This window comes from Pseudoalteromonas sp. A757, from assembly GCF_004103285.1.
Classification (GTDB): domain Bacteria; phylum Pseudomonadota; class Gammaproteobacteria; order Enterobacterales; family Alteromonadaceae; genus Pseudoalteromonas; species Pseudoalteromonas galatheae.
Genome location: NZ_QNQN01000042.1, coordinates 1 through 11,581, shown reverse-complemented (window position 1 = coordinate 11,581; position 11,581 = coordinate 1). Strand labels below are relative to the sequence as shown.

The 11,581-nt window shown below is 41.0% G+C and carries 13 protein-coding genes; 8 read left to right on the top strand and 5 right to left on the bottom strand.

Annotated features, from left to right (window positions below):
- The first annotated feature begins 636 nt into the window (after positions 1-636).
- From DRB05_RS23065 to DRB05_RS00390, 3 genes are all read left to right on the top strand, one after another.
- Positions 637-768, top strand: a complete 132-nt coding sequence (locus DRB05_RS23065) for a hypothetical protein (RefSeq protein ID WP_275669068.1) — start codon at positions 637-639, stop codon at positions 766-768.
- Positions 769-1,023: 255 nt separating this feature from the next.
- The gene (locus tag DRB05_RS00395) at positions 1,024-1,239 is read left to right on the top strand and encodes a cold-shock protein (protein ID WP_162499747.1); all 216 of its coding nucleotides are present in this window, start codon (positions 1,024-1,026) and stop codon (positions 1,237-1,239) included.
- A gap of 336 nt (positions 1,240-1,575) precedes the next feature.
- The gene (locus DRB05_RS00390; protein WP_128725195.1) at positions 1,576-1,779 is read left to right on the top strand and encodes a hypothetical protein; all 204 of its coding nucleotides are present in this window, start codon (positions 1,576-1,578) and stop codon (positions 1,777-1,779) included.
- Between the two features lie 343 nt (positions 1,780-2,122).
- On the opposite strand, the gene DRB05_RS00385 is transcribed toward DRB05_RS00390, so the two are convergent.
- The 4 genes from DRB05_RS00385 to DRB05_RS00370 all read right to left on the bottom strand — a co-directional run bounded on the left by DRB05_RS00385 (position 2,123) and on the right by DRB05_RS00370 (position 5,547).
- On the bottom strand, positions 2,123-2,638 hold the full coding sequence (locus tag DRB05_RS00385) for a GNAT family N-acetyltransferase (RefSeq protein ID WP_128725194.1): 516 nt from the start codon (positions 2,636-2,638) through the stop codon (positions 2,123-2,125).
- Between the two features lie 361 nt (positions 2,639-2,999).
- Positions 3,000-3,368 (bottom strand): VOC family protein, encoded by a 369-nt coding sequence (locus DRB05_RS00380; protein ID WP_128725193.1) that lies wholly within the window; start codon positions 3,366-3,368, stop codon positions 3,000-3,002.
- 139 nt (positions 3,369-3,507) lie between these two features.
- A complete protein-coding gene (locus DRB05_RS00375) occupies positions 3,508-4,320 on the bottom strand; it encodes a response regulator transcription factor (protein ID WP_128725192.1) in 813 nt (270 codons plus the stop codon).
- 309 nt (positions 4,321-4,629) lie between these two features.
- Positions 4,630-5,547: a LysR family transcriptional regulator gene (locus tag DRB05_RS00370; protein WP_128725191.1), complete on the bottom strand. Its 918-nt coding sequence runs from the start codon at positions 5,545-5,547 to the stop codon at positions 4,630-4,632.
- 195 nt (positions 5,548-5,742) lie between these two features.
- On the opposite strand from DRB05_RS00370, the gene DRB05_RS00365 reads away from it, so the two are divergent.
- From DRB05_RS00365 to DRB05_RS00350, 4 genes are all read left to right on the top strand, one after another.
- Positions 5,743-6,666: an NADP-dependent oxidoreductase gene (locus DRB05_RS00365; RefSeq protein ID WP_128725190.1), complete on the top strand. Its 924-nt coding sequence runs from the start codon at positions 5,743-5,745 to the stop codon at positions 6,664-6,666.
- A 285-nt stretch (positions 6,667-6,951) separates the two neighbouring features.
- Complete coding sequence (locus tag DRB05_RS00360; protein ID WP_128725189.1) at positions 6,952-7,446, top strand: hypothetical protein; 495 nt, start codon at positions 6,952-6,954, stop codon at positions 7,444-7,446.
- A gap of 214 nt (positions 7,447-7,660) precedes the next feature.
- A complete protein-coding gene (locus tag DRB05_RS00355; RefSeq protein ID WP_128725188.1) occupies positions 7,661-9,079 on the top strand; it encodes an MFS transporter in 1,419 nt (472 codons plus the stop codon).
- A 717-nt stretch (positions 9,080-9,796) separates the two neighbouring features.
- Positions 9,797-10,006, top strand: coding sequence for a cold shock domain-containing protein (locus DRB05_RS00350; RefSeq protein ID WP_010603820.1), 210 nt, complete (start codon positions 9,797-9,799; stop codon positions 10,004-10,006).
- A gap of 248 nt (positions 10,007-10,254) precedes the next feature.
- On the opposite strand, the gene DRB05_RS00345 is transcribed toward DRB05_RS00350, so the two are convergent.
- Positions 10,255-10,698 (bottom strand): hypothetical protein, encoded by a 444-nt coding sequence (locus DRB05_RS00345; RefSeq protein ID WP_128725187.1) that lies wholly within the window; start codon positions 10,696-10,698, stop codon positions 10,255-10,257.
- 178 nt (positions 10,699-10,876) lie between these two features.
- On the opposite strand from DRB05_RS00345, the gene DRB05_RS00340 reads away from it, so the two are divergent.
- The gene (locus tag DRB05_RS00340; protein ID WP_017217750.1) at positions 10,877-11,218 is read left to right on the top strand and encodes a zinc ribbon domain-containing protein YjdM; all 342 of its coding nucleotides are present in this window, start codon (positions 10,877-10,879) and stop codon (positions 11,216-11,218) included.
- Positions 11,219-11,581 lie beyond the last annotated feature (363 nt).

The following is an 11,581-nucleotide window of genomic DNA, read 5'->3' as shown; positions in this document are numbered from 1 at the left end:
CTCCCTCATCACACCCGAAAGTAAAGTGCCAATGAGTCATTTCAACGCATGGATGCGTGAAAAGCGGTGACAGGGCCAAGGATGGCCCTTACACAGCGGTGACGTTCATATTGGCGATTTACTTGAGGAGTCAGTGTGATGTCGGGAGTGCCCTTTCTTTGCATACTTTTCTTTGGGCATCAAAGAAAAGTATGTCGTAGCCCATGGATGGGCGTCGAAACCTGTCAGGAGGACAGGCTGACTTTACACATACTCTCGAGTTATTGGAGAAATCCCCTCCTTGGCTGATATCAAAGCGAATCCTTGCGCTTCTTGTTCATTCTTTTTAAACGACGCGATCGAGCGAACCAAGAAAACTTCGCCCCAGCATCACACTCAATCCTCAAACCCTAAGCCGATATAGTGCAACCGTCTTGTAAGGCACGTCCCAGTGCCTGACAAGACTTGGCCGACATCCTGTCGGCACATTGCATATCGGCTTATGTTTTTCGGGTGTGATGGAGGGGGAATACGTTGCTTGTAAGATCTTCTACGATTTTTACGGTGAAGCCGTTTGCAAGGGTTACAAAGGAAAATAACTGACACCCATCACAATAAGCAAGCGGCGAAACCCATCTTGTATCCCGAGGATCAAACATGCTCAAAGCCGGCGATATCCACGACACCCACTGCTTAACAGATAACTTCGTTCAATATCGTTTAACCAGTTGTGATTTTAAAGAAGAGAATCGCTCAGGATGGATGATTCAGTATTTGAGTGAGGTGTAGTAAGCACCTATAGTCGAAGTGTAATGCTAAGGGTTTTGCTGTTGATTTTATTGAATAAATAAAATAAAAAAGAAAATTATATCTATTAGTTATATTTCGTGTATCGTGGGTGACTCAATAAGTTACCTATTAATGTAACATTTAGTTCAAGTTCTTCTCAGTTTCCTTTCGAACCAGTTCGTCATATATGCTCTGCGATATCTTTTCCTTTATTACATACTTAGTAACTAATATTTTTAATATATCGAGGTATATATGTCTAACAAGATTTTAGGTTCAGTAAAATGGTTTAATGAGTTAAAAGGTTTTGGCTTTATTACACCTGAAAATGGTAGTCCAGATGTTTTTGTTCACTTTAAATCAATTGTAAGCGAAGGCTTTAAAACACTGAATGAAGATCAAAAAGTAGCTTTTGATGTTGAGAAGGGGCTAAAGGTCCAAATGCTGCTAACGTTACTTTGGTATAAGTAGCGAATTGACTGGAGAGGGCTTCCAGTCAATATCCATCTCTCAAAGTGAAAGTCCATTTCAATATTAACACCATAATTTCATAAAACTCCATTTAATTGATGTGCGATTTAACTCACATCGATAGGGATTTTTATGCGTTTTTTGTTCATATTATTTTGTTTTGAGAGGTAGGGTTTTAAATTGAAAAAACAGTTGAAAACAAAGAATGGCGAAGATATGGCTCTTGATAAAAGTAAGTCAAATAATATTCACGTTGTAAGAAGAAAAATCGAAGATATTCTGTCTGAACGAGAGCGAAGAAAATTATTGGGACTTTGATTTAAAGAGAAGTGAGATATGGCTAGGCCAAGAAGACAAAGTAGTAAAAAAACACGGAAAGAGGATTTTGAAGGTAAACTTGAACAAGTGGTAGGTGAATATCGTCAAGCAAAAGAAGTGCTTGATACTCTTACGGAAGATTCAGTCGAATATAGCGAGCAGAAAGATAAGTGTGACAAGCTCTTTGCGCGTGCTGAGCGTTTCATCAGTAGGCAGCCTTAAGACTGCATAAACTCCAGCATTAAAGTAAAAAACAAGGCATGTAACCGCCTTTAACCCCGCTTTAAATTTGCTTTTCTGATTGCAAAGTTCAAGGAATGAACCAAAAGCTAATATAGAAAAGTCAGTGACTATCTTAACTGAATTAATACGCAGACTCTATCCGTATATTTGTTCGCAAAATCCCTGAATTCTGCTAGATGACCGTTCAAAGCATCATAATCGGACCGATTTAATATATTTTTAATATGTTTTGAGCTAAATGGGGTTACTTGTTTTAACAACTCATCAAGCTTTGTCTGAGATGTCAGTTCATATGAATAGTTACTGACGCTATAGTTTCTTGTTATGGTGGTGGTCTGTGGAGCGTATATTCAAAGAAAAGGACGTTGCTGTCGCTACCTATTTGCTCTTCAAAGCCTAACTTTTTTAGTAAATTAGACGATGCTGTATTTGAACTATCCACACCCCCAATGAGTTTCACCCAAGACTCTGACAATAAGGCCGCTTCGATGAAGCCTTTAAGTAATTCAGTTGCGAGCCCTTTCCCCCAGTACTTTTCAGCTATTAAATATCCGATATGAGCTTCTCGTTCATTTTCTACATATACGAATAAAAACCCAATTAGCTCCTGAGTTTCTGACCTTACTTGAAGTAAACGGCTATCCGATAACATTCTCTCGATCCAGATTTCAGCTGCTTGGATAGAGTTGATGTCATGAAAATAAGGAGGAAGGCTCTGGACCACTGAAGGAGTAAGTATCTTAGGGATTTGCTCAAGTAGTGATGTGCGAGCCGAAGAAGAGAGATCATCTTCAACTTCTGCTATGACTAATCTTGAAGTCTCAAATGAAATCGACATCTCACCTTCCTGTTTCGCTAGAAATCATCACGAGTCTGTAGAGTTACTCGTTTTCAATATATTTTCCATTGTTGTGCCAACCTTAGCCGAGTTCTTTAGTTGATTCAATCACCTACTCTAAATGTCACCGTTATTATTCTGCTGTGAATTATGGATTCATATTAATAGGTATTTTATGTCGTACAATCTGGCGAGATGGAAATGACAACATACAATCTCGTCACCACAGCACGCGGCCACAGTGAAAATCATCTCGCCTCCCCCGAGGTGCTCAATGGCGCTTATGCGGGGATATCTACGACACCCGTGGTAATTTTCACAGAAATTTAAGCACAGATTTCCGGATAATTTATCCTTATGTTCACTTTGGTGAGTGCAGACCCAAGCGATTGCCTTCTGTATCTAAAAATAACGCGAAAAAACCGCTTTCGTCTGCATGTGGGGTTTTGGGGGTCAGTATTTTCCCACCGCTTTCTTCTACTTTTGATAGCACTTGCTGTAAGTCTTCACCCGCATTTAAATACAGAGTGACGCCAGTGCTGGAAGGAGTGTAACCTTCGCCTTGAACAATCACACCTATGGTAGATTGCCCTTCATACGGGAAGAGTGCCATTGTCATTTCAGGCATATCTATGGTCTCAATCGTGACAGTAAAAATGCGGCTGTAGAACTTTACGGCGCGGGTTAAGTCGGTTGCTGGAATTTCAAAAATTGATGCGAAGCTATGCATGTCGTTGTCCTTATTTTTTATTTAAGTTAGCCAGTACCTCGAGTGACTAGCGTTGTGTCTAGGTGCTCGTTTAGCTTAAACGATAGCAGGTTTAGGGTAGCTCTAGTGGATAATTATCAATTGTAAAAAAGCGACAGTGTTATTTATAGAAAAGTAGTGAAAGCGCCATGCTTTCGTCATTGAGAAAATCTCGCGGGTTTACCCCTGTGAGCGCTTTAAAGTCCTTAATAAAGTGAGATTGATCATAGTAATTGCTTTTGTACGCGATGTTGGTGAGGTTGTCTTCACGATTTATGAGGAGTGTTAACGCGCTTTGCAAGCGCACAAGTTTACTTAAATGTTTTGGACTTATGCCGACAAGGTCTAAAAACTTCCGCTCTAGTTGGCGTCTTTTGTTGGGATTTGATTTGGTGATTGCATTAATAGATATATCGCCATTTTGTGCAAAGATAATATCTACCGTTGTTTTTACAATGTGCTCAATTGTCTGCGGGTCGCTCAGCTTATGAAGGAGAAAGGCCTCTAAAACCTCAATCCTTTGGCGTGTGTTTTGTGCTTGAATGATATCGCTTTCTAGCTTTGCGGCCTCATCGGGCTTAAATAATTCGTAAATCGAAGTTTCCTTATTTTTTAAGTTTTTTATCGGTTTCGAGATAAAGTGGGAAAAGGCATAAGGAAAGAAGCTAGCTGCAAAGGTGCGAACATCTCCAGTTGGTTGAATATAAAAAGGCGAAACCGTTTGTCCAAGCACCATGGCGCGAGGTTGCAGTATGTAGTCATGCTCCGAAGTATAGCGCTTAATGTCATCACCCAATATAAAGGCCAACTCAATACAGCCATCAGGAACAATGCGTTGCTTTACAGCACTCTTATCCGCAGCAACTTCCAGTGTCCAAAAGCAATTGATAAATGAGGATAAATTTTCACTAGGTAAAAATTTTTTGTAATCCATAAAACCTCCGTATTTAGCTATGGACGGTTGAAAAATAGAGCAAATAAAAACAAAACTACATTAGACGCTGGTAAATTTAGCAACGTTTAATGGCCAGCTTTTTAGGTGCGCTTAACTTGTTCATTGCTTAACAACCGAAGTTTTACCACTGTTTGACATGCCACAAACAACAATCATGCTAATTATCTATCTTTTCTGAAAATGTATTTTAGCAAACTGATTTTTGATCAACGGGTTAGCAGTTTTGAGTCTAGTATCAAATTTACATTAAGGGAATAGTATGTAACTTTTACGAACAGTCTTTAAGCGTTATGGCACTTGGTCGGATGATGATTGTATCGCTGCCGTAATTTCCATTATTTGTTGACGCAACCAGTGTACACCTGGATCTGCCTCAGTACGAATATGATATGCCATACTAATTGGGGCTGGCGATACATTAAGCGGTAGAGGTTGGCTCACCAAACTTCCGGTAGCGATCTCTGAGTGTGCAACTAGATAGGGCAGCACACAGAGTAGATCTGTTTGCTTAATCAAATCAATTGCAGCAGAAAAGCTATTGACTGTTACTGCAATACGCCGCTGTAGGTGATGTTTTGCTAATGCCGAGCAGACCACACTGCTCGTATCGCCGGATAGGGATACCATCAGATGATCTGAGTTCGAGAATAGCTTTAGAGACAGGGCTGATTGAGCAAGTGGGTGTTCCGGCCTCATCAGGCAAACAAAATGATTATCAAATAGGTGCTGGCGAATAATTTTGCGGTTCTGGTTTTCATAGTAGTCCACCACCAAGTCAACTCTAGCATCGAGCAACAGTGATTCCCCATTACCACGAAACGGCATTGCGTGCAGATTGATTTTCGGTGCCTGCTGCTCAATCCGTTGACGTAGTGGCAGCCAGAGTATACGGGTCATTCCGTCAGTCAATGCGATACGAAATGTGCGTTCGCTTCTAGTAGGAGCAAATTGTTGTTCGGAGGTCGCTTCGATTAAAGTCTGAATTGCCGGACGGACTTCTCGCCATAGTATTTCGGCTCTCGGTGTTGGTTTGATCCCTCGACCATCACGAACAAACAGAGGGTCTTTCCAGACATAGCGCATCCTTGAAAGAGCTTTTGACACTGATGGTTGGGTCAACGCTAGTCTATCTGCTGCAGCTGTAACCGATTGTTCAGCCATTATGGCGTCAAAAATTACTAGCAGGTTGATATCAAGCTTAGCCATTTTCCCTCATTTATTTTTCTTAGTGCAACTTCCATAACGAGTGTGATTTCGAGGTTTCGACACTCTGACCTTGATCTGTGAATACAACGTATAACTCATTCCTTTATAGAATGATATATATATCAATCATCAATTTTACGACATGACTATATCAGAACATAATGGCGTAAGCCAAACTAAAATAGGAAAGAAAAGATGAAAGCCATCGTCATTGAGCAATACGGACAAGCAGATCAACTTAATATTATCGAAATCAGCGCTCCGAAACCTGAAAATGGTCAGCTACGAGTTCAAGTTAAAGCCGCCAGTGTGAACCCTGTCGATACAATGATCCGAGCAGGGATGCTGGAAAACTTTTTTTCTTTGCCTCTTGTTGCAGGTTGGGATGTTGCTGGTGTGGTTCTAGAAACTGTGGGTGATAATCAAGGTTTTCAAGTGGGTGATGAAATAATGGCGATGATCCCAATTGGCCAACCAGGTGCTTATGCCGAGCAGGTAATCGTTGATAGCGCGTTAGTTGTGAAAAAGCCTGAAAATATCAGTTTTGAACAAGCCGCGGGGGTGCCGATGGTATCTCTGACAGCGTGGCAGGCAATTCACGACCTAGGTAAAGTTTCTTCTGGACAAACTGTGTTGGTTCATGGAGGGTCCAGTGCTGTCGGTGCTTTTGCAATACAATATGCCAAGCTGGCCGGAGCTTACGTTATCGCCACTGCTTCAGCTCCTAATCATGCGTATCTATATGAATTAGGTGTAGATCAGTGTATTGATTATCGCAATGAGCAGTTTGAAGTAATCGTGCGCAATATCGATCTAGTGTTTGCTGCAATCGGAGAAGAAGGTTTATTGGAGCGTTCACTTAAGGTCATCAAACCTAAAGGTAAGCTAGTTTCTACGCTGAATGAAATTAAGCATGAGGTTGCTTTGTCTTATGGTGTTGAATTTCACCGAGTTTGGGTTGCCCCTGATCGCAGCAAGCTAGCGCATATTGCCAACTTACTTAGTGAGGGACAGATATGGGTAAAAATAGACTCTGTTTTTCCCTTTGAAGAAGTTGTGCAGGCTCATCAGCGAAGTGAATCTAAGCGTGCGGTGGGAAAAATTATTCTTACTATATAGTGTCGCGGCGATTAGGTTATTTAGTCAAGTAACAGCTCTAAATGGACTGGGCTTGACTTGACCACTTAATCTAAAGGGTAACTACCTGAGTGATAATGAGTTATTTCCAATAGATGGCGGGGAAATTTAACCTAGCAATATTCGTATTCAGGCAAAGTTAATTACTATACTCTAGCCTAGCCTGTTTGCCGTTTATGCAATCAAAAGCGAGTTGCTTGCAAGGAGATCTCTGAAAGCTAAACCGCTTTGCGGCAATCACATAAAATAAATTGAAAGGAACAACGCATGATAAGGATGATATTTGCAACTTTTCTATTGCTTTGGGGCACGCAGGTTAGCGCTCAAGAGCTTATCTTATCGAAGGTCGTCAAGTTAAAGGTTGACTCACCAATCACTATTTCGCATGTGTCTGAAACGTTAGTGTTGGCGTTTAAAGACAGTAAACTGCTTCACGAAACGCTAGATCCGCAAAAGTTTGTACCTGCTGTTGATTTATCTGGGCATGAACATCAATTTGTACGGAGTTTGTTTGAGGTCGATTCAAGAATGAAATTGCCTGCTTGGCTCCAGGTACTTTCAGAAGAGGTCGCAAGCGCTTATAAAATACAGAATGTCCAACAAAAATCTATTCAAGAAATTACGATATTTAGTAATTACAACAAAGAGGAAACACACGGGATAGTGTTTGTTCTTGAAGCGCAAGTAATTCATAAAATAGAGGTTTTTGGACAACAATTACAGTTTCAAAATGTGATAAATAACATAGCGACAAGGTTTTAGGGATCTAATAATCAAAGTGCTGTGCCGGAGATCCAATCACTGCTGCTCAGCACATTAAGTTACAGGCAGTCGATTCGCTAAAACTATCTAAGGCTTTGCTGTTGATCCAATTAATCCAATCCAGTTTCAAACCTAATCACGCTTGACCTCAAGTTCACTTGAAGTAGTACAGTTACCTCTTATTAGCATGGCGCAATGGTAGGAGTGGTAACACATGTTAGAAGGTACAGTAAATACAGAGGATAAAACTGCTCTGGGGACCGGACAAAAGCGAGTGTTGTTCAGCTTAGCTGTGGTACTCATTTTGCCAACGCTTGGCATGAGCAGTATCAATGTCTTATTGCCAACACTTGCGGAGGAATTTGGCGTGGGGCAGGCATTGGTGAATTGGGTCGTTGTGGCTTATTTGCTTTCGCTTACCGCGTTTATTCTTGGTGCTGGCGCTGTTGGAGATAGCGTAGGCCGAAAAAGGGCGCTGCGCATTGGAATCAGCGTCTTTTGTGTAGGCTCCATTGCCGCTGGGCTGAGCGTAAATCTTTGGATGCTGATTGCTGCTAGGCTGTTCCAAGGCATTGGCGCTGCGCTGTTATTATCTCAAGTATTTGCACTGACAAGCGTTGTGATGCCAAAGCGTAAAGTTGGACTTGCAATGGGGCTACTCGGCACTACCGCTGCGATTGGCACGGCTTTGGGGCCATTGCTAAGTGGCGCAATGCTAGAGTGGTTATCATGGCAGTTCACTTTTTGGTTGATGATATTGCTCAGTGGTGCAGCTTACTTTTTAATAGCAAGATTTCTGCCTGATGATGTCGCAAATCCACCTGAGCTACAGCGTTTTGATGTTATTGGAAGCGCGTGGCTGTCGGTGTCATGCCTATTTTATGTGTTGGCTATGCCATCGAGTAGTTCGTTTAGTCTTGTCTTGCATAGCGTATTTTTCTTCTTTTCTGTGGCTTTTATCTACTGTTTTGTACAAAGCCAAAAGCGTGCTCAATTTCCACTTGTGAGTTTAGCTTTTCTGAAACACAAGCTACGCAATACCTCGTTAATCGTGAGCTTTATAGTTGACGCCATCGCAATGTCGACATTAGTTGTTGGGCCTTTTTATCTCACTTATGCGTTAGGGCTGAGCCCGGTCACGGTTGGTCTTATTGTGTCTATTGGACCTTGTATTGCTGCTGTCGCAGGTTATCCATCAGGCGAGGTGGTTGATCATTTTGGTATCGCGTTTGCTATGTTTTTGGGCTTGCTGATGATCCTCATTGGGGCAATTAGCTTTGCAATCCTACCTTCATTATTTGGACTTTATGGCTATGTTGTGGCGTTATTTATGCTAACTCCCGGAAGGCAGTTGTTTCTAGCGGCTCACCATACCTTTGTGATGACGACTGTAGCCGAAAAAGAAAAGGGCATGGGAGCTGGACTCATTAATTTATGTAAAAACTTAGGACTAATGACTGGAGCTTCATTACTTGGTGGTGTATTTAGCTTGTTGCTGCAGACAAAGAGTGCGGCAGTGGCAAGCTCTGCACAACTTAATATGGCATTTTCGCTGACCTTTTTACTCGCTGCACTGTTTATTTTGGTTTCGCTCGTGGCCTTATTTGTGATTAGCCGAAAGCAAGCGTTTTGAAAGCTATTTTTCATCTGACCCTAAGAAAACCAATGTAGCCCTAGTTCCCCAGTCTGTAATTGTAATAAGCTAGCTTTACCTATTTCCGTATCATGTAAGGAAAAGGCTTTGTTATTAGTTGCTTTAAGTGGGAAATCTCTCATCGAGCTAATATACAATTTCATCCCCAAGGTTGATTGGAAGAGCAACTCAATTGCTTTGAAATTACTTTGAGCGTTGCCTAAGACACACCTTGGTGTCACATTGTGACTCCCAGCTAATTACCGCTAGGGAAAAGGGTGATACCGAGCTCATGAAGGCCGCGCTAATACTCATAAGTCAAGTGGTGTTATTAATTCGAGAATTAGCGTTAAAAAAGCCTCCGATGCTTTATGAATATTTTATTGCAATCTCTTGTATTTACTGGAAGTTAGGGAAATATTTTTTTTAAAAATAGGGGGTTAAAAAAGGCGCTAAAAAAATATTGATACTTGTCATTAGCAAGTCATATTGATGATTAAAAATACATTGACTTAGGGCGGAATCCCTATATGATGTTCATAGACAGAATTTGAGTCAGTGTTTTAAAATCTCCATTACGTTGTTGTATAAGTGTTTGCTTGTAGTAGTACCGTCCTGAAGTTTTATCCACTCTACAAATTTAGGTCTATGCGCCCACATGGGCATAGCTCATCAATGCGCAGCATTGGTTTTTGTTTTTATATCAGGATTAGTATTATGTCTAACACTCTTACAGGTACCGTTAAGTGGTTTAACGAGTCTAAAGGTTTTGGTTTCATCGCTCAAGAAAATGGCCCTGACGTGTTCGCACACTTCAGCGCAATCAAAGGTGACGGTTTCCGTACACTTGCTGAAGGCGAGAGAGTTGAATTCACAGTAACTGATGGCCAAAAAGGTCCTCAAGCTGAGAACATCGTTAAGCTTTAATCGCTTAATAGATGAAGAAAAAGCAAGCTAAGGCTTGCTTTTTTTGTGTCTGTAATTTAATGGATATCAACTTATACTCATCCGCTTAATGAAGTGATCTATTTTGAGACGGGAAAATCTTGTCGATAATACCGCTACCATATTCTGCTACTGCCAACGTATCCACGGTCATGTAGGCGATGTAAAAGTTTTGCTACTTATGCTCTAAATGAGAAATTTCTAATTCAGTTAGCATCAGATTTGCTCCCTCAAATTGGTATATTATTTCTGTGTGTCTTGGCGAGATTTTCAAGCGTAGTGATCGCCGAAGCATAAATCTCTCGTGAGGTTTTATTGAGCCCGCCGCTAGCTGCTGAAATTTCAAATGTACGCTTCATATCTCCAAGTAAATCAGTCTTTTCATGTGGGTTTTCAGTCATTGATATCGGCGCGCCGATAGCCATCATCTGACCTGAACCAATAAACCCACCTTCGAATAGTTCTCGGGACATAGTTCGTGCTTCTGCCGCTGAAATATTGTGAACGTTGTATTTAGAGGCAATAGTTTGCCAATTATGTTTGGCATTGTTTGCGGTTTGGCTAATGGAGACTTGAGTGTCTTTCTGTACTGCTTCAGCCTCTTTTGGTTGATTCTGGCTCTGGCTGCTATAAATTGTTGGTGAGCCAACCCCTTGAGTTTGACTAACAAGCATAGGTAATCCTTTATATGATGAAATATAGATTAATAACTAAGCAATTGTCGTGCCGCAACATTTTGGGTAGCTATTCTTAATTCAATAGCGATTTAAAGAAGAATATAGAGGACGCTCTACTCACTTTTACAGTATCATATGCCGATGATACACAGCCTAAAAAGTGATACAGTTAATTATGTCTTTACCTGCTTGCCCCAAGTGCAATTCTGAATATGTTTATCAAGATCAAAGTCAGCTAATATGTCCTGAATGTGCTTACGAATGGGATCCTAACGCGACTGCTACCGAGGACGACATTCAAGTAAAAGATGCCAACGGCACACTATTAGCTGATGGCGATAAAGTCACTGTGATTAAAGATTTAAAAATTAAAGGCAGCTCACAAGTCATTAAGATTGGTACTAAGGCTTTGGTAAGGCGAGTGCTAGATAAAAAAGACCATGAACTTGACTGTAAGGTTGATGGCGTTGGTGAAATGATGGTGACAGCGAAGTTTGTTAAGAAAGCAAATACTTAAGTGGATAAGTGTTCAGAAGTTATGGGGTTTTAAAGCGCTATTTATCTCCAATTATAAGTGAGCAAGATAATCACTCTCAGATTTACCTGAGCAAGTCTGAGAGTGAAATTCACCGGCTTCAATTTACGCCTGATTTGAATAAGTGTGATAAGGGCTACTGTCGGTATAAGCATCACGCGATTTTGACGTAATCACACTGGCTCATGATTGAGCTAGTTCACTTAATCGTTTATTCAATCCAAGCAGGAAAAGGATCGGGTAAGGATTTCCAAATATCTAACTGAATTAGTGTGATTACCAAGGGATACTGACGGTATAAGTACCAAGCGATTTTGACGTAATCACACTATCAATGTTGCCGAG